This window comes from Sphingomonas faeni (genome assembly GCF_024273235.1).
In the GTDB taxonomy this organism is placed as follows: Bacteria; Pseudomonadota; Alphaproteobacteria; order Sphingomonadales; family Sphingomonadaceae; genus Sphingomonas; species Sphingomonas faeni_A.
Genome location: NZ_JANBVH010000002.1, coordinates 144,898 through 170,618, shown reverse-complemented (window position 1 = coordinate 170,618; position 25,721 = coordinate 144,898). Strand labels below are relative to the sequence as shown.

Annotated in this window: 23 protein-coding genes; 4 read left to right on the top strand and 19 right to left on the bottom strand. The window is 66.1% G+C overall.

Annotated elements, in window-relative coordinates:
- Positions 1 to 51: 51 nt before the first annotated feature.
- The 5 genes from NLI89_RS01680 to NLI89_RS01660 all read right to left on the bottom strand — a co-directional run bounded on the left by NLI89_RS01680 (position 52) and on the right by NLI89_RS01660 (position 5,159).
- Positions 52 to 1,095 carry an enoyl-CoA hydratase/isomerase family protein gene (locus NLI89_RS01680; protein ID WP_254685412.1) on the bottom strand — a complete coding sequence of 348 codons (1,044 nt, stop codon included), beginning with the start codon at positions 1,093 to 1,095 and terminating at the stop codon, positions 52 to 54.
- A 114-nt stretch (positions 1,096 to 1,209) separates the two neighbouring features.
- Positions 1,210 to 2,352: an acyl-CoA dehydrogenase family protein gene (locus NLI89_RS01675; protein WP_254685456.1), complete on the bottom strand. Its 1,143-nt coding sequence runs from the start codon at positions 2,350 to 2,352 to the stop codon at positions 1,210 to 1,212.
- A gap of 55 nt (positions 2,353 to 2,407) precedes the next feature.
- Positions 2,408 to 3,253, bottom strand: coding sequence for a formyltetrahydrofolate deformylase (gene purU / locus NLI89_RS01670; protein ID WP_254685411.1), 846 nt, complete (start codon positions 3,251 to 3,253; stop codon positions 2,408 to 2,410).
- Positions 3,250 to 3,633 carry a VOC family protein gene (locus NLI89_RS01665; protein WP_254685410.1) on the bottom strand — a complete coding sequence of 128 codons (384 nt, stop codon included), beginning with the start codon at positions 3,631 to 3,633 and terminating at the stop codon, positions 3,250 to 3,252. Before NLI89_RS01665 ends, purU begins: the two co-directional genes overlap by 4 nt.
- Entirely contained in the window at positions 3,633 to 5,159 is a 1,527-nt protein-coding gene (locus NLI89_RS01660; RefSeq protein ID WP_254685409.1) for a CoA-acylating methylmalonate-semialdehyde dehydrogenase, read from the bottom strand. Before NLI89_RS01660 ends, NLI89_RS01665 begins: the two co-directional genes overlap by 1 nt.
- A 107-nt stretch (positions 5,160 to 5,266) precedes the next feature.
- Between NLI89_RS01660 and NLI89_RS01655 the strand changes: the two genes are divergently transcribed.
- Together NLI89_RS01655 and NLI89_RS01650 are read left to right on the top strand one after the other, a co-directional pair.
- Positions 5,267 to 6,184, top strand: coding sequence for a LysR family transcriptional regulator (locus NLI89_RS01655; RefSeq protein ID WP_254685408.1), 918 nt, complete (start codon positions 5,267 to 5,269; stop codon positions 6,182 to 6,184).
- Positions 6,185 to 6,236: 52 nt separating this feature from the next.
- Positions 6,237 to 6,605, top strand: coding sequence for a hypothetical protein (locus tag NLI89_RS01650; protein WP_254685407.1), 369 nt, complete (start codon positions 6,237 to 6,239; stop codon positions 6,603 to 6,605).
- 375 nt (positions 6,606 to 6,980) lie between these two features.
- Here the strand turns inward: NLI89_RS01650 and NLI89_RS01645 are convergent, their stop codons facing one another.
- The 4 genes from NLI89_RS01645 to NLI89_RS01630 all read right to left on the bottom strand — a co-directional run bounded on the left by NLI89_RS01645 (position 6,981) and on the right by NLI89_RS01630 (position 12,582).
- Complete coding sequence (locus NLI89_RS01645) at positions 6,981 to 8,063, bottom strand: acyl-CoA dehydrogenase family protein (RefSeq protein ID WP_254685406.1); 1,083 nt, start codon at positions 8,061 to 8,063, stop codon at positions 6,981 to 6,983.
- 4 nt (positions 8,064 to 8,067) lie between these two features.
- A complete protein-coding gene (locus NLI89_RS01640) occupies positions 8,068 to 9,264 on the bottom strand; it encodes an acyl-CoA dehydrogenase family protein (RefSeq protein ID WP_254685455.1) in 1,197 nt (398 codons plus the stop codon).
- Positions 9,265 to 9,545: 281 nt separating this feature from the next.
- Positions 9,546 to 11,168, bottom strand: a complete 1,623-nt coding sequence (locus NLI89_RS01635) for an alginate export family protein (protein ID WP_254685405.1) — start codon at positions 11,166 to 11,168, stop codon at positions 9,546 to 9,548.
- 58 nt (positions 11,169 to 11,226) lie between these two features.
- A complete protein-coding gene (locus tag NLI89_RS01630; RefSeq protein ID WP_302675552.1) occupies positions 11,227 to 12,582 on the bottom strand; it encodes a dicarboxylate/amino acid:cation symporter in 1,356 nt (451 codons plus the stop codon).
- A gap of 206 nt (positions 12,583 to 12,788) precedes the next feature.
- Here NLI89_RS01630 and NLI89_RS01625 point away from each other — a divergent pair, with 206 nt between their 5' ends.
- Both NLI89_RS01625 and NLI89_RS01620 read left to right on the top strand, forming a co-directional pair.
- On the top strand, positions 12,789 to 14,573 hold the full coding sequence (locus NLI89_RS01625; protein ID WP_254685404.1) for a sensor histidine kinase: 1,785 nt from the start codon (positions 12,789 to 12,791) through the stop codon (positions 14,571 to 14,573).
- The gene (locus NLI89_RS01620; protein ID WP_254685403.1) at positions 14,570 to 15,895 is read left to right on the top strand and encodes a sigma-54-dependent transcriptional regulator; all 1,326 of its coding nucleotides are present in this window, start codon (positions 14,570 to 14,572) and stop codon (positions 15,893 to 15,895) included. The genes NLI89_RS01625 and NLI89_RS01620 overlap by 4 nt, the downstream gene beginning before the upstream one ends.
- A gap of 135 nt (positions 15,896 to 16,030) precedes the next feature.
- On the opposite strand, the gene NLI89_RS01615 is transcribed toward NLI89_RS01620, so the two are convergent.
- From NLI89_RS01615 to NLI89_RS01570, 10 genes are all read right to left on the bottom strand, one after another.
- On the bottom strand, positions 16,031 to 17,086 hold the full coding sequence (locus NLI89_RS01615) for an AbrB family transcriptional regulator (protein ID WP_254685402.1): 1,056 nt from the start codon (positions 17,084 to 17,086) through the stop codon (positions 16,031 to 16,033).
- Positions 17,083 to 17,745 (bottom strand): spermidine synthase, encoded by a 663-nt coding sequence (locus NLI89_RS01610; RefSeq protein ID WP_254685453.1) that lies wholly within the window; start codon positions 17,743 to 17,745, stop codon positions 17,083 to 17,085. The genes NLI89_RS01615 and NLI89_RS01610 overlap by 4 nt, the downstream gene beginning before the upstream one ends.
- The gene (locus NLI89_RS01605; protein WP_254685401.1) at positions 17,742 to 19,040 is read right to left on the bottom strand and encodes an Hsp70 family protein; all 1,299 of its coding nucleotides are present in this window, start codon (positions 19,038 to 19,040) and stop codon (positions 17,742 to 17,744) included. Before NLI89_RS01605 ends, NLI89_RS01610 begins: the two co-directional genes overlap by 4 nt.
- A gap of 295 nt (positions 19,041 to 19,335) precedes the next feature.
- Positions 19,336 to 19,806 carry a YaiI/YqxD family protein gene (locus NLI89_RS01600; RefSeq protein WP_254685400.1) on the bottom strand — a complete coding sequence of 157 codons (471 nt, stop codon included), beginning with the start codon at positions 19,804 to 19,806 and terminating at the stop codon, positions 19,336 to 19,338.
- 235 nt (positions 19,807 to 20,041) lie between these two features.
- Entirely contained in the window at positions 20,042 to 21,811 is a 1,770-nt protein-coding gene (locus NLI89_RS01595) for a DEAD/DEAH box helicase (RefSeq protein ID WP_254685399.1), read from the bottom strand.
- A 57-nt stretch (positions 21,812 to 21,868) separates the two neighbouring features.
- Positions 21,869 to 23,053 carry an NAD(P)/FAD-dependent oxidoreductase gene (locus tag NLI89_RS01590; protein WP_302675551.1) on the bottom strand — a complete coding sequence of 395 codons (1,185 nt, stop codon included), beginning with the start codon at positions 23,051 to 23,053 and terminating at the stop codon, positions 21,869 to 21,871.
- Positions 23,054 to 23,511: 458 nt separating this feature from the next.
- Positions 23,512 to 23,694 carry a hypothetical protein gene (locus NLI89_RS01585; RefSeq protein WP_055881387.1) on the bottom strand — a complete coding sequence of 61 codons (183 nt, stop codon included), beginning with the start codon at positions 23,692 to 23,694 and terminating at the stop codon, positions 23,512 to 23,514.
- Complete coding sequence (locus tag NLI89_RS01580; RefSeq protein WP_254685398.1) at positions 23,694 to 24,161, bottom strand: GreA/GreB family elongation factor; 468 nt, start codon at positions 24,159 to 24,161, stop codon at positions 23,694 to 23,696. Before NLI89_RS01580 ends, NLI89_RS01585 begins: the two co-directional genes overlap by 1 nt.
- 4 nt (positions 24,162 to 24,165) lie before the next feature.
- Positions 24,166 to 24,909, bottom strand: coding sequence for an HAD-IIB family hydrolase (locus tag NLI89_RS01575; protein WP_254685397.1), 744 nt, complete (start codon positions 24,907 to 24,909; stop codon positions 24,166 to 24,168).
- Positions 24,906 to 25,721, bottom strand: a complete 816-nt coding sequence (locus tag NLI89_RS01570) for a Cof-type HAD-IIB family hydrolase (RefSeq protein WP_254685396.1) — start codon at positions 25,719 to 25,721, stop codon at positions 24,906 to 24,908. The genes NLI89_RS01575 and NLI89_RS01570 overlap by 4 nt, the downstream gene beginning before the upstream one ends.

The following is a 25,721-nucleotide window of genomic DNA, read 5'->3' as shown; positions in this document are numbered from 1 at the left end:
CTCATCATTATCGGGAGACCCCAGCTTTCGCTGGGGTGACGTGTTTCTTACTCAGCCCGGCGTCCAGGCCTCATCCTCAGGCAACGGCGCAAAGATTTGGTCGATCACGTGATCGGTCACAGCCTCGGGCGTCGCCGGATCCCAGCGCGGCGCATTGTCCTTGTCGACGATCACCGCCCGCACGCCCTCGATGAAATCATGCCGCTGCACGACATGCGCACCGACCGCATATTCCTGCCGCATCTCGTCCGCGAAACTCGCCATCGCCGCACCCTCGTGGAGCAGCCGCAACGACACCTTCATCGTCTGCGGCGACTTGGTTTTGAGCGTCGCGAGCGTCTGCGCAGGCCATTCGCCACCATCGGCTTCGAGCGCAGCATAGATGTCCTCCAGCACGTCCGACGCAAACAGCCGGTCGATGTTGTCCTTCCGCGCGAGAATCTTCGCGTCGGACGGCGAGATCGCCAACGCGTCCAGCACCCCCGCAATATCCTGCGGCGTCTCGCCGATCCGCGTCTTCGCTGTCTCCACCGCGTCACTCGACAAATAATGCGTCGCCAGCCCCAGCGCGAGACACTCGGCGCCATCCAGCCGGTGCCCGGTCAGCGCCAGATACTGCCCGATCCTCCCGGGCAGCCGCGACAGATACCAGCCACCACCGACATCGGGAAACAGCCCGATCCCCGTCTCCGGCATCGCGAACTTGGTGTTCTCGCTAGCGATCCGGAACCGACAAGGCAGCGCCAGCCCCACACCCCCGCCCATCGTGATGCCGTCCATGAAGGCGACGATCGGCTTGGCATAGGTGAACAGCCGGTGGTTCATCCGGTACTCGGCATGGAAAAACGCGCGCGCCTCGACGCCGTCAGTCGCGCCCGACGCGGCAAGCATCCGGATGTCCCCGCCCGCGCAGAACCCACGCCCCTCCGCATGATCGATCACGATCGCCTCGACCGTCGGATCGCCCCGCCATGTTTCGAGCGCTTCGAGCACGCCCGCGCACATCGCAAGGTTCAGCGCGTGCAGCGCCTTAGGGCGGTTCAACCGAATCCGGCCGACAGGCCCTTCGCTCCGAACGATCAGATTACCGGTCACGACGATTGCTCCACTGCATAACCTCTTCGCGCCTTTGCGCCTTCGCGTGATCAAAACCTTCTTGTTCACGCGAAGGCGCAAAGGCGCGAAGATCAAGATACCAGCTACGCGGACTCATTGCCGGGTCAGTTCGCGACCGACGATCATCCGCATCACCTGGTTGGTCCCCTCCAGGATCGAATGCACCCGCAGATCGCGCCAGAAGCGTTCGATCGGGTAATCCTGCAGATACCCATAGCCGCCGTGCAGTTGCAAAGCGCGATCCACCACCGAAGACCCCGTATCCGTCGCCAGCCGCTTCGCCATCGCCGCGAACTTGGTCTTGTCGGGCGCGTTCGCCGTAACCTTGGCCGCCGCCATGTACAGCAGCGCCCGCGCCGCTTCCAATTCGGTCGCCATATCCGCCAGCATGAACTGCGTGTTCTGGAAATCCGCGATCGGCTTGCCGAACTGTTTCCGGTCGCGGGTATAGGCAATCGCCTCGTCGAGACACCGCTGCGCGCCCCCGAGCGAGCACGCGCCGATGTTCAGCCGCCCGCCATCGAGCCCCATCATCGCGATCCGGAACCCCTCGCCCTCGCCGCCGACCATGTTCGCCGCCGGCACGCGGACGCCATCGAAGATCACCTGCCGGGTCGGCTGCGAATGCCAGCCGAGCTTCTTCTCGTTCGCGCCGAACGACACACCCGGCATGTCCTTCTCGATCACCAGGCACGAAATACCCTTCGGCCCGTCCTCCCCAGTGCGGACCATCGTCACATACACCTCGTTCTCGCCCGCGCCGGAGATGAACTGCTTAGACCCCGTCACGATCCAGTCGTCGCCGTCGCGCACCGCGCGCGTCTTAAGCGCCGCCGCATCCGAGCCCGAGCCCGGCTCGGTCAGGCAATAGCTAGCCAGCCGGTCCATCGTCACCAGATCGGGGAGATACTTGTCCTTCACCGCCGCAGACCCGAACCGGTCGATCATCCACGCCGCCATATTATGGATGCTGATGAACGCCGACGTCGAAGGACACCCGTACGACATCGCCTCCATGATCAACGCCGCTTCCAACCGCCCGAGCGCGATCCCGCCGCTCTCCTCGCTGACATAGATCGCCGCGAAGCCGAGCTCGGCCGCCGCCTTGATCGTCTCGCGCGGAAAGATGTGCTTCTCGTCCCACTCGGCTGCATGCGGCGTGATCCGGTCGGCGGTAAAACGGCGCGCCAGCTCCTGGATCTCGCGCTGGTCGTCGGTCAAATCGAACTGGTTCATCATCTGTCCTTCAGCGAGCGGCGCAGGTTCCGGTCGTCCGCTCATGTCCTCTCGTTTATCGAAACACCACGGTGCGCTTGCCGTTCAACAACACGCGCCGCTCGGCAATCCATCCCACCGCGCGCGCGAGCACCTGCGCCTCGCTGTCGCGACCGATCGCGATCAGATCGCTCACGGTGGCGCGGTGATCGACGCGCTCGGCCGCCTGCTCGATGATCGGCCCCTCGTCGAGGTCGCTGGTCACGAAATGCGCGGTGGCGCCGATCAGTTTCACGCCGCGCGCATGCGCCTGGTGATACGGCCTGGCACCTTTGAAGCTCGGCAGGAAGCTATGGTGAATGTTGATGCAGCGCCCCGCCAGCCGCTCGACCAGGTCCGCGCTCAGCACCTGCATATACCGCGCGAGCACCAGCAGGTCCGCGCCGCTCGTCTCGAACAGGCCGAGCAAAGCCGCCTCCTGCGCGGCACGGTTGCCCGGATCGACCGGAAGATGATGGAACGGCAGCCCATGCCACTCGGTCAGCCCGCGGAGAGTCTCGTGGTTCGAGACCACCCCGACCGGTTCGATCGGCAGCGCTCCGGTCGACCAGCGATGCAGTAGATCGTTCAGGCAATGCGACGTCGTGGATACCGCGATCAAAACCCGGGGCCGCGCATCCGCGGCAACCAGCGACCAGTCGAGCGCAAACGTCTCACCGACCTTGCCGAGCCGGGCGCGCAAATCCGCCTCGCCGTCCTCGGCCCCGCTGAACACGACGCGCATGAAGAATCGCCCGGTCTCCAGATCGGCATATTGCTGGCTGTCGAGGATGAACCCGCCCGCCGCCGCAAGTTCGCCGGTCACCGCAGCGACGATACCGACCCGGTCCTCGCACGTGAAGGTCAATATCTGCGCGCTCATGCGCCCGTCTCGATCAGGTCCCATCGGTTGCCATATAGGTCCGCGAACACGGCGACCCAACCATAGGTTTCCCGCCGCGGCTCCTCCACGAACGTCACGCCACGTTCCCGCATCGCATCGTAGGTCGCATGAAAATCGTCGACCTCGAGAAAGAACGCGACGCGTCCGCCTGCCGCCTTGCCGATCGCCTCGACCTGCTCACCACCGACCGCACGGGCAAGCAACAGAGCCGCCCCACCGCCCGGCGGGGCAACGCGCACCCAGCGCTTTCCGCCACCGAGATCATTGTCCTCGACCAATAGGAACCCGAGCGTATCGACGAAATACGAAATAGCTTCGTCATAATCGCGAACGACAAGGGCAACCGACGCGAGCCGCATCACCCCATCGTCGGGATAACGAAGGCGTCGTTGTTGCGCGCAGGTCCGCCATCCTCGGCCATAGCCGGCAACGCGGAACCGTCCGGCCAGCGCTGCGTGATGGTCTTGACCTTGGTCCAGAACTTCACGCCCTCCATGCCATGCTGGTTGGTGTCGCCGAACGCCGAACGCTTCCACCCGCCGAACGTATGATACGCGACCGGCACCGGGATCGGCACGTTGATGCCCACCATCCCGACGTTCACCCTTGCCGCGAACTCGCGCGCGGCGTGGCCGTTGCGCGTGAAGATCGCGACGCCGTTGCCGTATTGATGCTCGCTCGGCAGGCGCACGGCTTCCTCGAAATCGGCGGCGCGGACGATCTGCAGGACCGGCCCGAAGATCTCCTCCTTGTACGCCGACATCTCCGTCGTCACGTGATCGAACAGCGACGGCCCGATGAAGAAACCCTTCTCATGCCCCTGAAGCGCAAACCCGCGCCCGTCGACGACCAGCTCCGCCCCCTCGTCGACACCGGTCTGGATCCAGTTCTCGATTCGGCTGCGATGCGCCGCATTCACGACCGGACCGTAATGCGCATCGTTGTCGGTCGAAACGCCAACCCGCAAAGCAGCGATCGCCGGGATCAGCTTCTCGCGCAGCGCGATCGCGGTCTTCTCGCCGACCGGCACCACTACCGGCAGCGCCATGCAGCGCTCGCCCGCCGAGCCGAAAGCGGCGCCCGACAGATCGGCGACGACCTGGTCGAGGTCCGCGTCAGGCATGACGATGCCGTGGTTCTTCGCGCCGCCCATCGCCTGGACGCGCTTCCCCGCCTCCACGCCGCGGCGGTACACGTAGTGCGCGATATCGGACGATCCGACGAAGCTCACCGCCGAGATCGCCGGATGATCGAGGATCGCGTCGACCATCTCCTTGTCACCGTGGACGACCTGGAAGATACCCTCGGGCAGCCCCGCCTCGACGAACAATTCGCCGAGCCGCACCGGCACCGAAGGATCGCGCTCGGACGGCTTGAGGATGAACGCGTTGCCGGTGGCGATCGCGACGCCCGACATCCACAGAGGGATCATCGCCGGGAAATTGAACGGCGTGATGCCGGCGCCGATGCCCAGCGGCTGGCGCATCGAATAGACGTCGATCCCTGGGCCCGCGCCCTGCGTATATTCGCCCTTGAGGATGTGTGGGATGCCGCAGCAGAACTCGATCACCTCGAGCCCGCGCTGGATATCGCCCTTCGAATCCGCGATTACCTTGCCATGCTCGGACGAGAGCAGCCGCGCGAGTTCGTCCATATTGGCTTCGACGAGCCGCTTGAACTCGAACATCACGCGAGCACGGCGCTGCGGGTTGGTTGCGGCCCAGGCCGGCTGCGCCTTTTGCGCGGCCGCGACCGCCGCATCCAGATCGACCGCACCCGACAGCCGCACCCGCGCCTGCACCTCGCCCGAATTCGGGTCGAACACGTCGCCGAAGCGCTCCGCTTTGCTCGCCGCACCGCTCACGAAATTCTCGATGGTCCGCATGGGCATCCTCTTCTAGTTGCAAGCATCGTCCGCCATAAGCGTTTCGCAGCCAAGTGGGGCTGTTTGCAGATTCGCTCTGCAGATATGCAGCATGGGACGAAGCGTTCATGGACTGGGATGACGTTCGGTATTTCCTCGCTCTGGCACGCACGCATCGGCTCGGCCCGGCCGCGAAACTACTCGGGCAGGACGCGACCACGGTCTCGCGGCGGCTGCAACGCCTCGAGCGGCGACTCCAGACTACATTGTTCGAGCAGACCGTAGCGGGCTACGCGTTGACCGAACGCGGCGCGGCGCTGTTGGAACACGCCGAGACGATGGAGGCATCCGCGCTTGGAATCCAGGAAGTGGTCGGCAACGACGCAGGCGTGCTCGCAGGCCCGATCCGGTTGAGCGTGTCCGAAGGATTCGGCAGCCGCATCCTCGCGCCGCGCCTCGCGTCGTTCACCAACCAGCATCCGCGCATCGCGGTCGACCTGATCGCGTCAACTGGCTTCCTCAACCCATCGCGGCGCGAAGCGGATATCGCCGTCATGCTCGCCCGCCCGAAGAGCGGCCCGCTGGTCGCGCGCAAGCTCACCGACTATCACCTTGGCCTCTACGCGCATCCCGATCACCTCGCGCGGACCGGGCCGATCGCGACCACCGCGGACCTGATGCGCCACCGCCTCATCGGCTACGTCCCCGACATGATCTACGCCCCCGAACTCCGCTATCTGGCGGAGATCGACGGCCGGCTCGATGCCTCGATCCGCAGTTCGAGCATCGTCGCGCAGGCCGAACTGATCGCCGCAGGGGCCGGCTGCGGAATCCTGCCCTGCTTCATCGGCGACCGGGTGCCGGGGCTGGTGCGCATGTTGCCCGAAGCGGTGGATATCCAGCGCTCTTTCTGGCTCGTCGTCCACCGCGACGTCCGCCGGATCGCGCGGATCGACCGGTTCATCGCCTGGCTGGACGCGACGATCGGCGAGTTGAAACCATTGATGCTCGGCGCCACGCCGCCTGCGATTGCCGCTCTCGAATGAGCGCCGTATAGATCGATGTTGCACGGCAGCATCGCCGATCCGGAGCAGCGCGTTGATCCCCAAACTCTACCACCAGATGATCGACGCGATCGGCGACGGCACCGGCCTGCCCGACATCATTCTTCACATTCATGCCGGCATGGCGCTGCTGATGATCGCGCGCCTGATCACGCGCCGCTCGTTCGGCACGTTCATCCCCTGGTACGTCGTCGCCGCCGGCGAGGCCTTCAACGAGATCATGGACCGCCTGAACTTCGGCTCGTGGCGCTGGGAGGATACCTCGCTGGATATCGTCAACACGCTGCTCTGGCCGACGGTGATCTGTCTTGGGGTACGATTGCGCCCGATGATCCGGTCGCGCACGACGATCGAGCGGGATTTCGCGGAACGTGATCTGACCGAAACCGAACCCCGGGCCTGACGCATTCCCCTCCCTTAAGCTGTGGGGGTGGGGCGGCCGAGACGGGGCCAGCCGAGACGGGGCCAGCCGAGACGGGGCCAGCCGAGACGGGGCCAGCCGAGACGGGGCCAGCCGAGACGGGGCCAGCTCAAATCGTCCCGGCAGAAGGCTCATAGTGGCCCAGTAAAAAGCATGCCGACCGAGACCAAGTACCAACCTGCTCCCTTCCCTGGAAGGGAGGGGTTGGGGGTGGGTCGGCCGGTTGGCTGGCGCTGAGTATCCCAAGCAGCCCACCCCTAGCCCCTCCCTTCCAGGGAGGGGAACGCGTTGTGGTCTGGGCTAAACTTAGCCGCAATTACCGTGTGGTTCGGCTTGAACTTCGCCAGCCAACCTGCCTCAACCCAGCGCGATATACCGTTGCAGGTGATAATCCTCGTCGCCGAGCTGGTGGTCGATCATCACCAACCGCTTGGCATAGTGCGACACCGCATATTCCCACGTCATCCCGATCCCGCCGTGCAGCTGGATCGACTCCTCCGCCACGAGAGCCCCCGTCCGCCCGATCGTATATTTCGCCGCCGCCAGCGCCCGCGCGCGCGCCTTCGCATCGTCGCCGTCGAACGCCGACGCCGCGTTGATCACCGCCGACTGCGCCTGCTCGATCTCCAGCAGAACCGTCGCCATGCGGTGCTGGAGCGCCTGGAACTTGCCGATCGGCACGCCGAACTGCTTCCGGTCGCGAAGGTAGCCGAGCGTCGCCTCCTTGACGAACTCCATCGCCCCGACCGCCTCGGCCGACAGCGCGAGCAGCCCCGCACCGACCGCCGCGTCGACGATCGCCTGACCCTGCCCGTCACCACCCAGTCGCGCTTCCGCACCCAGCGTCGCGTCGTCGAACGTCACGTCGCCGGCTGCACCGCCCTCGACGATGTTGTAGCTCCGCACCGACACGCCCGCCGTGTCCGCGGGCACGACCAGTACCAGCGGATCGCCGTCCTGCTCGACCACCACGACGAACACCGACGCCGCACCCGCCTGCGGCACGACCGCCTTCGTCCCGCTCAGCGTCCAGCCATCGCCGCTCTTCGTCGCGGTCACCGGCGTCGCGCCATCCTCCTGCGCGAATGCCGCGATCGTCTCGCCGGACACGATCCCGGCCAGCATATCGTCCTGTCCGCCGGCCTTCGCCAACGCCCGCCCGGCCATCAGCGCGCCCAGAAACGGCTCGACCACCAGTGCGCGGCCGAGTGCCTCGAACACCACCATGATGTCGAACCCGCTGCCGCCGAAACCGCCCGCCGCCTCGTCGAACAAGGCCGAGACGATCCCGAGTTCGTTCAACTGCTGCCAGACCGCCGGGTCGTACCCCGCCTCGCTGTAAGCGCCCGCATTGCGCGTATCGATCGCATAGCCGTCACGCAGCGCGCGGACGAGGGTGTCGGCGAGCATGCGGCGGTCGTCGGTGTGTTCGAAGTTCATGTGATCAGAGACCCAGGATGGCTTTGGAGATGATGTTCTTCTGGATCTCGTTCGACCCGCCGAAGATCGACAGCTTTCGGTTGTTGAAATAGCTCGGCGCCGCCATCGCCGCATCCTCCGGGCCGACATCCTCGCCGTTCCATCCGGCCTCCAGAGCCTCGGGTATGTAGGGCGCCGCATACGATCCATAGGCGCGGCGAGTCAGCGAGGTGATCTCCTGGCGAATCTCGGTGCCCTTGATCTTGAGCATCGAACTCTCCGCCCCCGGCGCACCGCCACCGGCGACCGCCGCCAGCACGCGCAGGTTGGTCGTCTGCATGTTCGCGAGATCGATCTCCACCCGCGCCATCCTCGCGGCGAACAACGGATCGTCCGCCAAGGCTCGCCCGCCCTTCTTCTGCATCTGCGCGACTTCCTTCAGCCGCTCGAACGAGGCGATCGAGAAGCCGACGCCGGCGATGTTGGTGCGCTCATAGGTCAGCAGATACTTGGCGTAGGTCCAGCCGAGATTTTCCTCGCCGACGAGGTTCGCCACCGGCACCTCGACATCGGTGAAGAACACCTCGTTCACCTCCTGCTCGCCGTCGATCAGCGTGATCGGGCGGACTTCGATGCCGGGCGACTTCATGTCGATCAGCAGGAACGAGATCCCCTCCTGCTTCTTCGCCGCCGGGTCGGTACGCACGAGGCAGAAGATCATGTCGGCATGCTGGCCGAGCGTCGTCCAGGTCTTCTGGCCGTTGACGACATAGACGTCGCCCTTCCGCACGGCCGTCGTCTTGAGGCCCGCAAGATCGGACCCCGCACCCGGCTCAGAATACCCCTGGCACCACCAGTCGGAGCCATCGAGAATGCGCGGCAACCAATGCTTCTTCTGCTCCTCGGAGCCGTATTTGATCAGCACCGGGCCAAGCATGTTGACGCCGAACGGCACCACGCGGGGGGCGTGCGCGAGCGCGGATTCATTGTCGAAGATGAAACGCTGGATCACGCTCCAGCCCGGCCCGCCCCATTCCTCGGGCCAATGGTTCGCCAGCCAGCCGCGCTCGTTCAGGATCGCGTGCCATTCCTCCATGTCCGATTTGCGGAGGCGCTTGCCTTCGCGGACCAGCGTCGAGAGACGCGCGGGGAGTTTGTCGCGGAAGAACACGCGGACTTCGTCGCGGAACGATTCTTCTTCGGGCGTGAAGCTGAGATCCATGGCCATGTGCTCCTGATGATGGAGCCCATGTGCCACAGTCGATCGAGGAATTGAAGGACCGGTATGGTCGAAAGCAGAGAAAACGCTATTCGGAGCGACGCGGGTTAATCCAGCCGGTATCCAACTTCTTCCCCCCTACCTGAAAGGGAGGGGTCGGGGGTGGGTCGGCCAGTTTGAGCCACTCGCGTTCGATTATGCGGAAGCCTACCCACCCCCAGCCCCTCCCTTCCAGGGAGGGGAGAAAATGTCAGACAGCCCTCGCCTTCAGGAAGGGGAGCACATCAGAACCGGTAGCTGATCCACCCGGCCAGGAAGTCGGAGTTCTTATACCCGGCATTGGTCAGCGCCGGCCCCGCGATCAGATGCTCGTACCGCCCGGTGAACGACAGCCGCGAGCTGATCGGATACACCGCCTGGAACCGGATCGTATCGGCGATCTTCTTGCCCCCGAAATTCTGCGTGCCGGCGAACGCGGAGCCGTTGGCACGGTACACAGCATCGCTCGTCGTATCGCGCCACGACAGCTGGTATTCCGCGGTCAGCCGCAGCTTGCCGAGCGTGGTGAAGCTGAAGTTCGGCGCGACCGCGATCAGATTGGTCGGCGTCGCGAACAGCTGATAGCTGTAATAGATATTGTTGCCGAACGGCGCGAGCGAGTTGCGCAGCGTGCCGGTGCCATACGCACCACCACCGCTGGCGTAATCCGCATGGAAGCCGACGCGCGGCGCATTCTTGCCCTTGCCGAGCCGATAGGTCTGCCCCGCCAGCAATAGCCACGCCTTGATCGAGCGGTTGTCGTAGCTGCCGCCCTGATAGTTGATCGTCCAGTCGAGGTTGACCGGCCCCGCATCGCCCCAGATGTGCAGGCCATAGAAGTTGCGCACCTCGCGCGCGGTGTCGGTGCCCCACGTCGCCGAGCGATCGCGCAGCCGCCAGAGGAAGGGGTCGACGTACAGCTTCGATCCGCCGAACAGCGATTCGGGCACGACGACCCCGGTCGAGATACCCGTGAACCGCCGATCGCTCTCGGCATTGTCGTCCTGTGTTCCGCCATTGCCATACGCGGTCGGCTTGAAATCGAACACGTCGGCGCGGACTCCGGCCGTTCGCGCCCAGGCGCGGAAGCCGTTGAACCCGAAATACAGCGTGTTGTTGTCGCGCGGCACGACCAGCAGGTTCGGCCCGTCGGCGAAGGTCTGGCGACCATAACGCACGCCCAGATCGACATCGGCGACCGTCCCGGTCACGTCGACGAACGCCTGCTGCACCGCCAGCTTGTTGCGCAGATTGGGCAATGCGGTGCCGAGATTCTGCCCCTCCAACGTGCCGTGCGCCAATTCCCCGTAGAACCGGAAATGCTCGCCGACATGCAGATCGGCACCGCCGAACAGGCGCAGGATATCCTGCCGCTGCGCTTCGGCATCGCGCAGATTGGGGTTGGTGGTCTGGTTGACGCGCAACCGCGCCTCGCCCGACAGCGTGAGATACACCTCGCCATCCGCGGCGATCGGGATGAACTTCAGCCGGTCGACGATGTCCTTGCGCTTGGCCGGATCGCGCAGCTTCGACCAGTCCTCCGCCCAGCGCGACTGGTTATAGCCGCCCGCGGTCGTCCCGTCGCCGATCGCGGCATTGGGATAGCTCTCGGCGATCGGCGACGACGCAGCGCTGGCCGACTGGTCCTTCGAAACGGGATTGCGCCGCGCCCGCAGCTGGCGCGGGGCCGTTGCGGGCGCGCCTGCGGAGACGCCACCCGAGAGAGGGGCGGGATCGGCCGCCGGCTCAGCCGCCACGGGATCGGTTGCCGGGGCGGTCTGAACTCCCGCCGTCTGGGCGATAGCGGTGGACGCGAGCAAGGAGGAGGCGAGCGCGCACAGCGCTCCACCGATGGACGGACGGATCATAAAAGCACCTCGAACTGCTGGGGTGGCTGCCCGCTGCCGCGCGACTGCCACCCTCATTTTAGACGATTGCGGGGGCAGCCGTCGTAGTGGCGGACGCCTGGGCCGGCGCCAGCTCGGGCAGCTTGCCCGACAAGGCGGCATCAAGCTTGTCGCGGTCGAGTGCACCTTCCCAGCGGGCCACGACGATCGTCGCGACCGCGTTGCCGATGAAGTTGGTCAGGCTGCGGCACTCGCTCATGAAGCGATCGACGCCGAGGATCAGCGCCATGCCGGCGATCGGCACGGTCGGCACGATCGACAGCGTGGCCGCCAGCGTGATGAAGCCCGCGCCGGTAACGCCCGCCGCACCCTTCGAAGAGACCATCGCCACGACCAGCAGCAACAGCTCCTGGCCGAGTGTCAAATGCGTGTTGGTCGCCTGCGCGATGAACAGCGCCGCCAGCGTCATGTAGATGTTGGTGCCGTCGAGGTTGAACGAATAGCCGGTCGGCACGACCAGCCCGACGACGGACTTCTCGCAGCCTGCCGCCTCCATCTTCTGGATCAGGTTCGGCAAGGCCGCTTCCGACGACGACGTGCCGAGCACCAGCAGCAGTTCGGCCTTCAGGTACTTGATCAGCTTGAAGATCGAGAAACCCGTCAGCCGCGCGACGGTGCCGAGGATGACCACCACGAACAGGATCGCGGTCAGGTAGAAGGTCGCGACCAGCGCGCCGAGATTGGCGAGGCTGCCGATCCCGTACTTACCGATCGTAAAGGCGATCGCACCGAACGCACCGAGCGGGGCTGCGCGCATCAGAATGCCGACCAGCTTGAAGACGATCAGGCTGAGGCGCTCGAGGAAGTTCAGCACCGGCTTGGCAGGCTCGCCGACCAGGCTCAGCGAGATGCCGAACAGGATCGCGATCAGCAGGATCTGGAGGATGTTACCATCGGTGAACGCGCTGACCATCGTGTCCGGGATGATGCTCATCAGGAACCCGGTGATCGTCGTCTCGTGCGCCTTCACGGTATAGTCGGCGATGCCCTTGGTATCGAGCGTGGCGGCGTCGATGTTCATCCCCGCGCCCGGCTGGACGACGTTGGCGACGATAAGCCCGACGATCAGCGCCAGCGTCGAGAAGAACAGGAAGTAGGCGAACGCCTTGCCCGCGACGCGGCCGACCGAACCCAGTTCCTTCATCCCGGCGATGCCGGTGACGAGCGTCAGGAAGATCACCGGCGCGATGATCATCTTCACCAGCTTGATGAACGCATCGCCGAGCGGCTTCAGCGCCGCGCCATAGGTCGGATAGAAATGTCCGAGCGCCGCGCCAAGCGCGATCGCGATCAGCACCTGGATATATAGCTGGCCGCTCCAGCGCTTGCGCGCGGGCGTTTCCGCAACACCATATGTCTGGGATGGTAGGGTCAACATCGCCTCCTGAAAACCTCGTCCACTGCCTGGGGACGTTTATGGCGACGGTAATGCCGGGCCGAACCGGGGACTACAAGACTACGCCGCATTCGGCATAAAACGTTGGTTTTGCGTGGTTTGTGAGCATACCGAGTTTTCTGATGTGCGAAAAATGCCGCGTTTCGGTGATGGCGGACCCGGTTCGTGTGTGATAATCCGCACAAATGGCGCGGCTCCGATCCCCCCTGTTCATCATCGCGCTGACGGTGTTGCTGGCGTTCGCCGCGCTGGGCGTGATCGTCGCCGGAGTCGCCTCGATCTATGGTCCGCGCGCCGTCGCGGACGTCACCGCCAGCGTCCGGATGCGCGCGGTGCAGCAGACGCGGAGCAACCTCCGCCTGCTCGAAGCCGAGTTGCAGACCTATCGCCTGCTCCCGGTCATGCTCGGCGAATATCCCGCGGTACGCGCCGCGCTCGCATCCGGACGAGTCGACCCGGCGCTCAACGAAAAGCTGGCGATGCTGGCGGAGCGTACCGGCGCACCCGTGATCTACGCGCTCGACACGCAGGGGATGACGATCGCCGCGTCGAACGCCGCGCGGCCCGACAGCTTCCTCGGCCACGACTATCGGTTCCGCGAATATTTCACCAAGGCCATGGCATCGGGCGCGACCGAGTTCTTCGCGCTCGGCAGTGTCAGCGGGCGCCCCGGTCTCTATCTCTCGCGACGGATCGACCGTGACGGACGGCCGCTTGGCGTGGTCGTGGTCAAGGTCGAGTTCGGCAAGATCGCCCGCGCGTGGATCCAGGACCACATGGCGACCTTCGTCACCGATGCGGACGGCATCATCCTGATCTCCAGCGACCCGACGCTGCAATTCCGCACCACGCGCCCGCTTGCGCCCGCGCGCCGTACCGCCCTGATCGCCACCCGCCAGTTTGGATACTCGCCGCTCGCGCCCGCACCGCTCCTGCTCGACGAGGATCGCGCGCGTCTTTCGGACGGGACGCCGGCGGTGACGGTGTCGCTGCCGGTGCCGATCGCGGGCTGGCGGCTGGTGCATATGGAGCCGCTCGACGCCGCGCTGCGCACCGCCGCGGCCCGAACGCGCTGGGCGACCGCGATCGCGGCGCTGGCGACGATCGCGGCGATGCTGGCCGCGTGGTGGCTCTACGAACGGCGCAAGCGCAACGCGGGCGCGCGCGCCGAACTCGAGGCGGAGGTCGCGCGCCGCACCGCCGAGCTTCGGGCTACCGCCGATCGCCTCCAGATCGAGGTGGAACAGCGCGAGGCCTCCGACCAGCGATTCCGCCAGGCGCGCGAGGAACTGGCGCATGCCAACCGCGTCGGCTCGATCGGCACGATCACCGCCAGCGTCGCGCACGAGATCAACCAGCCGGTCGCCGCGATCCGCACCTTCGCCGACAACGCCGCCGCCTTCCTCGACCGCGGCGAACCGGCGCGTGCGGCGACCAACCTGCAGTCGATCGTCGACCTCACCAGCCGGATCGGCACGATCACCGCAGGCCTCAGGCGTTATGCGAGACGCGGCGCAGGCTCGATCGGTCCCGTGGCGCTCGACGAGGCGATCGACGGCGTCCGCCTGCTGATCGGCGACCGCTTCCGCGCGAAGGGCGTGGCGCTCGACCTCCCCACCGGGCCCGAGGCGCGGCTGACGGTCATCGCCGGCCGCGTCCGCCTCGAGCAGGTCCTCGTCAACCTCCTCCAGAACGCGCTCGATGCGGTCGCCGACCGGCGCGATGCCCGCGTCAGCGTCACCGTCGGCAGGAAAGGCCGCGACGTCGTGCTGACCGTCGCCGACAACGGCCCCGGCATCGACGCCGCGATCGCCGACCACCTCTTCACCCCGTTCGCGACGAGCAAGAAGGACGGCCTCGGGCTCGGCCTCGGCATCGCGCGCGACATCATGACCGAGTTCGGCGGCACGCTCGACCTCGTCCCAGCACCCGAAGGCGCCATTTTCCGTATGATCCTGGTGAAGGCATGAGCGAGCAAGCGGTATTGCTCGTCGACGACGACGACGTGTTGCGCGGCGCGCTCGAACAATCGTTCGAACTGGCCGGAATCGCGGTGATCGCCGAGCGCGATCCGACCATCGCGCTCGCCCGCGTGACCGCCGGGTTCGACGGCGCGGTGGTGTCCGACATCCGCATGCCGAAGATGGACGGCCTCGAACTCTTCCGCCGGATCGCCGCGATCGACCACGAGATCCCGGTGCTGCTGATGACCGGCCACGGCGACGTCGCGATGGCGGTCGCCGCGCTCAAGAACGGCGCATTCGATTTCATCCCGAAGCCGTTCGCGACGGACCATCTGATTGCGGGGGCACGCCGGGCGCTCGAAATGCGCCGCCTCGTCCTCGACAACCGCCGTCTCCGCGCCGCCGCCGAGGAGACGATCGGCGCCGAACCCCTGATCGGCGAAACCCCGGTGATGGTCCGCCTGCGCGAGACGATGCGCCAGATCGCCCAGGCCGATATCGACGTGCTGATCGAGGGAGAGACCGGCACCGGCAAGGAACTCGTCGCAGTCCTCCTCCATCGCTGGAGCAACCGTCGCTCGCGACCGTTCGTCGCAGTCAACTGCGCCGCGCTGCCCGAGGCAGTCGCGGAGATCGAGCTGTTCGGCCACGACGGCGACTCTCGCCTCCCCCGCACCGGCCGGATCGAGGCCTCGAACCGCGGCACGCTGTTCCTCGACGAGATTGAGAGCACGCTGCCGGCGTTTCAGGCGAAACTGCTCCGCGTGCTGGAGGAGCGCGAGGTCATGCCGGTCGGTGGCGACCTGCCGCGCGCGCTGGACTTGCGCGTGATCGCCGCGGCAAAACCCGGCCTCGAACAGGCTGTCGAGGAAGGCCGGTTCCGCGCCGACCTCCTGTTCCGCCTCGACGCGGTACGCCTGCGCATCCCGCCCTTGCGAGAACGCCGCGACGACATACCGCTGTTGTTCGGCCACCTGCTCCACCAAGCGGCGGAGCGGTTCGGCCGCGAGGTCCCGACGATCGACACCGCAACGCTCGCCTATCTCGCCCAGCACGACTGGCCCGGCAACGTCCGCGAACTCGACAACCTCGCCAAGCGCCTAGTCCTCCGCGTCGAGGCCGAAGACCCGGTCGACGAGGACAGCGACATCCCCCTCCCCGCCCGCGTCGACAAGTTCGAGGAAGCCACGATCCGCGCGACCCTGCAACAGGTCAACGGCGACGTCCGCTCCGCGCTCGCCGCGCTCGGCATCCCGCGAAAGACGTTCTACGACAAACTCAAGCGCCACGAGATCGACGTAGAAGCGTATCGCCCGGCCAAGGGGTAACCTGTGATCCTCCCCCGCCAGGGGGAGGTGGCGCCGAAGGCGACGGAGGGGGAGGATACGGAACAGAGGTTTCCCTTTCCTCCCCCTCCGTCTGGCAAGCGCCAGCCACCTCCCCCTTGCGGGGGAGGATCAGATCTAGGTCGGAATACCCGGCGGCGGCACACCGCCCTGCCGCGTGGCCACGAACTTCGCGAGCGGCGGCCCGATCACCAGCACCCCCAGAAACCGCATCACCTGAAGCGCCATCACGAACGGCACGTCCACCGGACTAGACGCAGCGATGATCGCCACAGAATCCATCCCCCCAGGGCTAGTCGCCAGATACGCCGTCACCGGATCCACGCCCCACCACCGCGCCAATGCCGCCGCGATCCCGCCGCAAAACGCGATCAGCAGCGCCACCGACAACAGGATCCGCGGCATGGCCCTCCCCGCCACCCGCAGCGTATCGCGCGTGAACGACAGCCCGATCCGCCAACCGACCACCGCATAGCTGATCGCCAGCAACCACTGCGGCAACACCGGCTGCGCCACGCCGGTGACGTTGAGCGCCGCCCCCGCGATCAGCGACCCGAGCAGCGCGCCCGCCGGCAGCCGCAACGCGATACCGATGCCAGCCCCGACGCCGGCGACACCGATCGTCCGCAGCACGACCAGCGGATCGACCGCCGCGAACCACGTGACCGGGTGGTGCCCGCTCCCGCCACCGACCATCACCGCTGCCAGCACCGAAGCGACCACCGCCACGCTGACCACCCGGGTATAGGTCATCACCGCGACCAGCCGCGAGTCCGCGCCATAGGCCTGCGCCATCAATACCATCGCGCTCGCCGCGCCGGGCGTCGATCCCCACACCGCGACAGTGCCGGGCAACACCTGCCACCGGCTCAGCAAATATCCGAGCACGCTGCTGGCCGCGAGCGTGACGAAATTGACCATCAGGAACACCGGCCAGTGATCCGCCACCGTCGCGACGATCCCGGTCGTGATCGACCCCGCGATCAGCGTCCCCACCGCCGCCTGCGCGCCTCGGAAAGCTGATGTGGGAACAGTCAGCGACCACCCGCGCACCGCCAGCACCACCGCCGCGATCATCGGCCCCAGCAACAACCCCGCGGGCAGTCCGACCAGCTCCAGCAGCCCCGCGATCACCGCCGACAGCGCGATCAACACGGCCCAGCGCCAGATCATGCCTTGGTAGCGAACCAGATCATATGCCGCGCCCCGCCTTTCCGCGTCGCCCGCGCGATCACCTCGTCGACCGCGAACCCCGCTTCGGCAAGACGGGTAGCGAACGGTTTGCTCGGTGCCGACGACCACACCGCCAGCACGCCCCCCGACCGCAAAGCCGCCCGCGCCAGAGACAATCCCCGCGCGCCATAAAGCCGATCGTTCCCCGGCCGCGAAATCCCGTCCGGGCCGTTATCGACGTCGAGCAGGATCGCGTCCCAATCGCCCTCCGCAATCGCCGCAGCGACGTCGCCCTCGAAAATCCGGGTCCGCGGATCGGTCAGGCTATCGCCATGCAGCGCCACCATCGGCCCTCGCGCCCACTCGATCACCGCCGGCACGATCTCCGCGACCGCCACCTCCGCGTCAGGGCCAAGCCGGCCAAGCGCCGCACGAAGCGTAAAGCCCATCCCGAGCCCGCCGATCAGCATCCGCACACCAAGCCGGTCGCCGATCCGATCGCAAGCCTGCTCCGCCAGCGCCTCTTCCGACCCGCTCAACCGACTGTTCATCAACTCGTTCGCGCCGAGCATGATCGAGAACTCCGCGCCCCGCTGGAGCAACCGAAGCTCACCCCCACCAGGCACCTGCGCCGTTCCGAGCAGCACGCGCGGGATCATGCGGACCACGCCGCGATATCGTCCTGCTCGCCGATCAAGGCCAGCCCGTGCGCGATCGAGGTCAGCTCGCCGCCGCTCATGATCGCCGCCTCGCCGAACCGCTCGACGAAGATCCGCCGGATGCGCGGGATCAGCGACGACCCGCCAGTCAGGAACACCCGGTCGATCTCGCCGCCACCGACGTTCGCGACTTCCAAGGCCCGGTCGACCGCCGCCTCGATCCGCACCACGTCGTCGGCGATCCAGCCCTCGAACTGCGCCCGCGTCACGTCGGCCTCGATCTCCAGCCCCGCGCCCGTAAAGTGGAAATGCGCGTCCTCGCCGCTCGACAGCGCGCGCTTGAGCGACCCGACCGCATCGTACAGCGGATAGCCCAGTTCGTTCTCGATCACCGCGATCATCCGCCCGATCGAGTCCGGATCGACCGCCGTCTTCTGCAACCGCTCCAGCTCGGTCATTGTCTTGCGATTGCGCATCAGCGCGAGCCTGGACCAGTCCGCGAAATCGGCGAAATACGCGCGTGGAATCTCCAGTTCCTTGCCGAACGACTTGTACGCGCCGCCCTTGCCCAGCATCGGCAGCACCAGCCGGTCGAGGATCCGGTAATCGAACCGATCGCCCGCAATCCCGACGCCCGCATGCCCGAGCGGCGTACAGCGTCGCGCCGCCCCCGGCTCGGCCACCCGCACCACCGAGAAATCGCTCGTACCGCCGCCGAAATCGGCCACGAGAATCGTCGCAGGCTCGGTCAGCCGTGTCGCGTAGCTGTACGCCGCGCCAAGCGGTTCGTAGACATAATGGATCTCCGCGCCGAAACCCTTGAACATCGCGTCATAGCGGGTACGTGCCAAAGCCTCGTCGGGCCGCGCGCCGGCATATTCGACCGGCCGGCCCACCACGATCCGGTGCGGCCGCGTGTCGAGCTTGCCGCCCGCATGCGAAATCAGCTTGTCGAGGAACAGCTTGCCCATCTCCTCGAAGCGGTATCGCTTGTCGAAGACCGAGGCCTGCTCGAACGTCTTCATCGCCGCGACCGACTTGAACGACTGGATGAACCGGCTGTCGAGCGGATATTCCATATATTCCGCGATCGCCCACGGCCCGGCATCCGACGCGAGCCCCTTGCCGCTGTCGTCCTGCCAGAAGCACAAAGCCGAGCGAAACACCGGGCTCGTCTCGGCAGGGGCGGCGAACGTCACCAGTTCCGGGGTGCCATTTTTGGTCCCGAGAGCCACGACGCTGTTGGTCGTGCCGAAATCCAGCCCCAGCGCGGGGCCGCCAGCGTTCGTGTGCATCGCATGTTCTCCGTGAACGCGCGCCTATGGCGATACGGGGTGCGTGATGGCAACCCCGCGCGGGCTAAGTGTGACAACGGACCTGACCATAATCAGCGGCCCCCCAGCGTCCTGGTCCGAGGGATCAGGCCGGATCGATATTCAAATCCCCCTGCGTCCGCGCGACTCTTCCCCCCTCCCTGAAAGGGAGGGGTCGGGGGTGGGTCGGGTTCCGTATCATCGAACGTCAACATCACAAGCCGACCAACCCACCCCCAGCCCCTCCCTTCCAGGGAGGGGAGAGAAACGATCCGCCCTAAAGTCGCTTCAAGCGCACCAACGCCGCATCGAGCGCCGACAGGAAGCTCGACCGGTCGGCCTTCGAAAACGGCGCAGGGCCGCCGACGATGTCGCCGCCCGCGCGCAGGTCGGCCATGATCGCGCGCGTCGCGATCGCGCCGCCGATCGAGCTGGTGGTGAACGGCTTGCCGGTGTTGGCGAGCACGGTCGCACCCGCCTTCACGCACCGGTCGGCGAGCAGGATGTCGGCGGTGATCACCACCGACTTCGCGTCGGCCTGTTCGGCGATCCAGTCATCGGCCGCATCGAACCCGTCGCTGACGACCACGCGGGAGATCAGCGGATGCACGGGAATCCGGAAGTGGCTGTTCGCGACGATCGTCACGGGGACTTCGTGGCGCCACGCGACCTTGTATATCTCGTCCTTCACCGGGCACGCATCGGCGTCGACGAGAATGCGGATCGTGGTTGGCATGTCGGCAGTCATAGGAACCATCGCGATCGAATGCCGAGCAATGTCAACGTTTCCAACGCAGCCGCCCCCATTCCGTCATCCCAGCGAAAGCTGGGATCTACCCGTTGGGCACGCGTCACGTGCCACATGGGATACCCCAGCTTTCGCTGGGGTGACGGGTTTGGGGTTGGACGGCAAAAGGGGGGACGAGGCTTGCTAAGCCCGGCTAACGGGTCCGATCACTATCTCAGTTGGCGGACCCGATCCCTCAGCTCCGCTCGCGGTTGCCGCGATACGGCGGCTTGCGCGCAGGCGCCGGCCCGCCACGCGGGGCCGCGCGGTGCAGCGTCGAGCGCGGGCCGCTCGCATTGCTGCGACCGCCACCACCGCCATCATGCCGCGCACCGCTCTCCGGCGCGCCCTGCATCGCCTCGATCGCCACGCCGCTCTCTTCCTCGCCAGCCTGCGCCGTACGCTGGATCGCTGCCGAGAACCGCGACGCCACCGCGCGAGGAATCTCGAAAGCCGTCTCGTTCGGCCCGATGCGGATCGCTCCGATTTCCGACTTGGTGATATGCCCGCGACGGCAGATCAGCGGCAGGATCCAGCGCGGATCGGCGTTCTGGCGACGACCGATATCCATGCGGAACCACACCGTGTCCTCGAACCCCGCGCGCGGCCCCTGCGAACGCTCGTCCTGAGTCGGCTGCTTGCTCTGGTCGATCAGATCCTCGGCCTGCGGCATCGTCGAACGGTGCATGTGCACCAGCGCGGCGGCGATATCCTCCGGGGTCTTCTCGGCCATCAGGCGGACGGCGAGTGCGCGATCCTCCTCCTCGACCTCGACCGGCTGCAACAGCATGCCGATCAGCCGCTCGTGGTCGTTCTTGCGGATGTCCTCGGCGGTCGGGGCGTTGACCCACTCCGCGTTGATCTTCGCACCACGGAGCATCATCTCGACGCGACGGCGACGCGGGAACGGTACGATCAGGACGGCGGTGCCCTTCTTGCCCGCACGACCGGTACGACCCGAGCGATGCTGGAGCGTCTCGGCATCGCGCGGCAGCTCGACGTGCACGACCAGCGACAACGTCGGCAGATCGATACCGCGAGCTGCAACGTCGGTCGCAACGCAAACGCGCGCACGACGATCGCGCAACGCCTGCAACGCCGCGTTACGCTCGTTCTGCGAATGCTCGCCGGACAAGGCGACGGCAGCAAAGCCACGCTCGACCAGGCTGGCGTGCAGATGGCGCACGTTATCGCGAGTCGCGCAGAACAGCATCGCCGTCTCCGCCTCGTGGAAGCGCAGCAGGTTGATCACCGCATGCTCGATCTCGGACGGCGAGACCGTGACGGCCTGGTACGAGATATCACCATGACCGCGGTCCTCGCCGACGGTCGAAATCCGGAGCGCGTCCTTTTGGTAACGCTTGGCGAGCGCGACGATCGGCCGCGGCATCGTCGCCGAGAACAGCAGCGTACGGCGCTGCTCGGGCGACGCGTCGAGGATCTGCTCGAGATCTTCGCGGAAGCCCATGTCGAGCATCTCGTCGGCTTCATCGAGAACGGCGACCTTCAAGGCCGACAGGTCGAGCGCGCCACGCTCGAGGTGATCGCGCAGACGCCCCGGCGTGCCGACGACGATATGCGCGCCATGCGCAAGCGAACGACGCTCCTTCGAGGCGTCCATCCCGCCGACGCAGGTCGAGATCCGCGCCCCCGCCTTGGCATAGAGCCACATCAGCTCGCGGCTCACCTGGAGCGCGAGCTCGCGAGTCGGTGCGATGCAAAGCACCAGCGGCTTGTGCGGCGCCGGCAGGCGCTGAACGCCGTCCTCACCCGCGTCACCGAGCAGTTCGCCGGCCATCGCCAGGCCGAACGCGACGGTCTTGCCCGAGCCGGTCTGCGCCGACACGACGAGATCGCGACCGATCGCATTGTCCTCGATCACATGAGCCTGGACGGGGGTGAGCGCGGTATAGCCGCGCGCTTCGAGCGCCTCGGAGAGAAGCGACGGAATATTTGTAAAAGGCATGTACGTCCTAATTGGTGGCCGGCTTGACGCTACGGCAAAGCACTGGCGTGGTGGTCCCTACAGGACTTGGCCCGCGGCCCACCCGCTCGCCCATGCCCATTGGAAGTTGTAACCGCCGAGCCACCCTGTGACATCGACCGCTTCGCCGACCGCATACAACATTGGTACGCGTTTGGCTTGCATTGTTTGCGAAGATAGTTCCGCGGTGCTGATTCCGCCTGCGGTGACCTCGGCCTTGGCATAGCCCTCCGAGCCATTTGGCGTGAATTGCCAGTGACTTAGCGCACGCTCGGCGTCCTGGAGTTTCCGGTCGGTGAGCGCAGAAATCTCGCTCGTCATGTCCAATCGCTCGCTCAAAGTCTCCGCGAGTCGGTCCGGGAGCGTGCTGCCGAGCAGTTTCCGGAGAGTCGCGCGCGGCGTGGTACGCTTGGCGGCGGGCAGCCAGCCGGACTCGCGATCAGGGAGGAAATCGATCCCGACGGGCTGGCCGTTCCGCCAATGGGACGACACTTGCAGGATCGCCGGGCCGGACAGCCCGCGGTGCGTGAACAGCGCCGCCTCGCGAAACGCGGTCTTGCCCCCCTTGCTGCCAACGCTTGCGACCACGTCGGCGGCAACGCCCGACAATTCGCGAAACAGGATTTCGTCGCCGCCCAGCGTCAGCGGGACGAGCGCGGGGCGTGGCTCCACGACTTTCAACCCGAACTGCCTCGCGAGATCATAGGCGAAGCCCGTCGCGCCCATCTTCGGGATCGACGGCCCGCCGGTCGCGATCACCAGCGCGGGGGCAGTAACGGTGCGGCCATCGAGCGACACGCGGTAGCGCCCGTCGGCATGGTCCACTCCCGTGACCGCGCGGCCGAGCGACAGCTCGACCCGCCCCTTGTCGCATTCGTCGAGCAGCATCTCGACGATCTGCTTCGCGGACCCGTCGCAGAAGAGTTGCCCGAGCGTTTTCTCATGCCACGCGATGCCGTAGGATTCGACCAAAGCGATAAAGTCCTGCGCGGAATAGCGGCCGAGCGCGGACTTGGCGAAATGCGGGTTGGCGGAAATGTAGCGATCCGCCGCGGTGTGCAGATTGGTGAAGTTGCACCGCCCGCCGCCGGAGATCAGGATCTTCTTCCCCGCCTGCTCCGCATGATCGACGAGCAAGATCTTCCGCCCCCGCTGGCCGGCGACCGCGGCGCACATGAGGCCGGCTGCGCCTGCCCCGAGGATTATCGCGTCGTAGTCGGACAAGTGTAGCTCCGTACGGCTTCGGTCAGCAGCCGCCAATTAGAATGTTTCCCCGCGAAGGCGGGGACCCAGACTGGACTCCCGCTTTCGCGGGAGAACAAGGGGTGCCCACTGTAGCGCGTTCGGGACCGGCCAAATAGGTGACGTAACGCTGGGTCTATCAACCCGGCAACCCCGAATGGAACCACCCCGGCGAAGGCCGGGGCCCAATTGGGGGACAGCAATGACGCAGGTCGCGCCCTGTTACTCCAACCTTTCCAATTGGGCCCCGGCCTCCGCCGGGGTGGTATGTGGAGGGGCGGCAGTCCGGCTACTATCGTGAAAGCAGAGAGCCACCCCCCTTCTGCTCCCTCTCCCCTCCGGGGAGAGGGCCGGGGTGAGGGGCCGCCAAGCAGCGCACCGCCCGGAACAGCCCCTCACCCAACCCTCTCCCCGAAGGGGAGAGGGCTTCTCACCCCAACCTACCGCAACTTAGCAATATTCAGCGAATCCTCCTTCGCCCGAACCTTCACCGACTCCTCGCTCCGGGTCAGCGCCTTGGCGATGGCCTTCAGCGCCATGCCCTTCTTGGCCAGCGTATGCAGCTTCTGGATCTCGTCCTGAGTCCAGGCCTGACGATGCCGCTCGAATTTCGCCTCAGCCATCAGCCGTCATCCCTATCGATCGCCAGCACCTCGATCGCATCCGCCTTGCCGGCAAATGCCACCTTCTCGCCGACCGCAGCCCCCATCAGCGCCCGCGCCAACGGCGCCGAAAACGCCAGCCGGTCCTCGCCGGGCTCCGCCTCGTCGCCACCGACGATAGAGATAACCCGCTCAGCCCCGTTCATCCGAACGCGAACCCGCGAGCCGATCCCGACCTCGTCCTCTTCAGGCTCAGGCGCGATCTCGGCGGTCGTCTGCCGCGTATGCCAATAGCGCAGGTCGCGCAGCAGAAGCTTCCGAGCCTCCTCGTCCGTCTCCGCCGCAACCGCCACCTCGATCTCCACAACCCGCTCGCCGATCAGCCGCAACCCCCGCGCCGTGACCAGATTGGGCCCCGGCGCGATCGGCTGTTCGAACTTGGGTTCGAGATGTTCCTCGTCACTCTCGCGACGGAAGGCGACGCTCACAAGATCACTTCAAGCATGCGACGATCCCGGCGATCGCCGCCAGCGTCCCGTCGACGTTCTTCACCTTCACCACGTCGAGCCCAAGCTGCTCCGCCGGATAATCATTCCCGCCCGGGAAGATCGCGTCGCCGATGAACATCATCTTGTCGAGCGCAATGCCGCTCGCCTCGTTCAGCTTCTTCAGGCCATACGCCTTGTCGACACCCTCACGCGTGATGTCGATCGAAGTCGCGCCGCCCATGTTGATCGACAGCCCCGGCAGGCGCTTCTGCAGATCGGCCTGGATCACCTTCCGCTTGGCGAAGTCCGGATCCCAGCTGTGCTTGGCATCGATCGGCGCTTCCTGGCCGAGGGCCGAAAAGGTGATCTGGCTGCCACGATCCTCGATCCGCTCGCCCCAGGTCTTCTCCGGCACGAAGCCAGTGGCCTCCAGAGACTCGTCGAACGCCTTCAGGATCTTCTGCTTCTCGTCCTCCTCGAACAGCTCGGCATACACCGCGCGCCATTCGCCATCGAACCGGTACAGCTTGGTGCCGGTCGTCGGCATCAGCCACAGCTTGGTGCGATCCGCGCGCTCGGGCAGGCGCGACGCGACCTGCTTCTCGAACTGCGGCCAGTCGCCGCCCGAGATCACCGCGACATGCGCGACGTCGAGCAGGTTCGCCAGCGCTTCGCCCATCGGCTCCTGCAAGGGCTGCTTGCTCTCGGCCAGGGTTCCGTCGAGGTCGAAGGCAACGAGGTCTTTCATGCGGAAACTCCGGTAAGGATAAAATTGTCGATCGCGTACGCGACGCCATCGGCATCGTTCGCGCTGGTAATCTCGTGCGCGACATCGCGGACGGCCTGCGGTGCGTTGCCCATCGCGATCGCCAGCTTGGCACGCTTGAGCATCGCGATGTCGTTGGCCTGATCGCCAATCGCCGCGGTTTCGGTCAGCGAGATACCGAACGCGTCCGCCAGTTCCTCGATCCCACTGCCCTTGTTGCCGGCCACCGGCGTGATGTCGAGATAATAGGTCTGCGACTGGACGATCGTAGCCTGCGTATCGAACTTCGCCGCGACCTTGGCATGCAGGTCGCGCAACAGGTCTTCGTCATCGCTGACGAACGTCACCTTGTCGGCCTTGGCAAGAAGGTCCGAGAAGTCGGAAACGATAACCGGATCCTGCGCGGAAGCCTTCCGCTCGCTGCCGACATGCCCGCCCTGATCGGTGCTCGCATACCAGACGTCATCGGCAAAGAACCACGTATCGACTGGCGCGTCACCGACGATCTCCATAGCGCCGCGCACGACGTCGACGTCGATCATGTGGTGCTCGATCACCGTGCCATCACGCTTGAACACGATCCCGCCGTTGAAAGCCCCCATCGGCTCGTCGATCCCGAGCAGCTCGGCGATCGGCATCATTCCCGACCGCGGCCGCGCGCTGATGATCGTGAAGCCGAGGCCCGCCGCCTTCAGCCGCTCGACCGCATCGACGGTCGCCGGCGTCACCTTCTTCTCCTTGTCGACGAGCGTCCCGTCGACATCGGAGACGAGGAGCTTGATACCGGAACTCAC

Coding starts and splice junctions, on each gene's coding strand:
- NLI89_RS01595 (WP_254685399.1), bottom strand. CDS start 21,811: ATGCCTTTTACAAATATTCCGTCGCTTCTCTCCGAGGCGCTCGAAGCG.
- NLI89_RS01605 (WP_254685401.1), bottom strand. CDS start 19,040: ATGCACACGAACGCTGGCGGCCCCGCGCTGGGGCTGGATTTCGGCACG.
- NLI89_RS01675 (WP_254685456.1), bottom strand. CDS start 2,352: ATGAACCAGTTCGATTTGACCGACGACCAGCGCGAGATCCAGGAGCTG.
- NLI89_RS01665 (WP_254685410.1), bottom strand. CDS start 3,633: ATGCGGCTCGCGTCGGTTGCCCTTGTCGTTCGCGATTATGACGAAGCT.
- NLI89_RS01660 (WP_254685409.1), bottom strand. CDS start 5,159: ATGCGGACCATCGAGAATTTCGTGAGCGGTGCGGCGAGCAAAGCGGAG.
- NLI89_RS01655 (WP_254685408.1), top strand. CDS start 5,267: ATGGACTGGGATGACGTTCGGTATTTCCTCGCTCTGGCACGCACGCAT.
- NLI89_RS01615 (WP_254685402.1), bottom strand. CDS start 17,086: ATGATCTGGCGCTGGGCCGTGTTGATCGCGCTGTCGGCGGTGATCGCG.
- NLI89_RS01575 (WP_254685397.1), bottom strand. CDS start 24,909: ATGAAAGACCTCGTTGCCTTCGACCTCGACGGAACCCTGGCCGAGAGC.
- NLI89_RS01600 (WP_254685400.1), bottom strand. CDS start 19,806: ATGACTGCCGACATGCCAACCACGATCCGCATTCTCGTCGACGCCGAT.
- NLI89_RS01610 (WP_254685453.1), bottom strand. CDS start 17,745: ATGATCCCGCGCGTGCTGCTCGGAACGGCGCAGGTGCCTGGTGGGGGT.
- NLI89_RS01640 (WP_254685455.1), bottom strand. CDS start 9,264: ATGGATCTCAGCTTCACGCCCGAAGAAGAATCGTTCCGCGACGAAGTC.
- NLI89_RS01585 (WP_055881387.1), bottom strand. CDS start 23,694: ATGGCTGAGGCGAAATTCGAGCGGCATCGTCAGGCCTGGACTCAGGAC.
- purU (WP_254685411.1), bottom strand. CDS start 3,253: ATGAGCGCGCAGATATTGACCTTCACGTGCGAGGACCGGGTCGGTATC.
- NLI89_RS01635 (WP_254685405.1), bottom strand. CDS start 11,168: ATGATCCGTCCGTCCATCGGTGGAGCGCTGTGCGCGCTCGCCTCCTCC.
- NLI89_RS01625 (WP_254685404.1), top strand. CDS start 12,789: ATGGCGCGGCTCCGATCCCCCCTGTTCATCATCGCGCTGACGGTGTTG.
- NLI89_RS01645 (WP_254685406.1), bottom strand. CDS start 8,063: ATGAACTTCGAACACACCGACGACCGCCGCATGCTCGCCGACACCCTC.
- NLI89_RS01620 (WP_254685403.1), top strand. CDS start 14,570: ATGAGCGAGCAAGCGGTATTGCTCGTCGACGACGACGACGTGTTGCGC.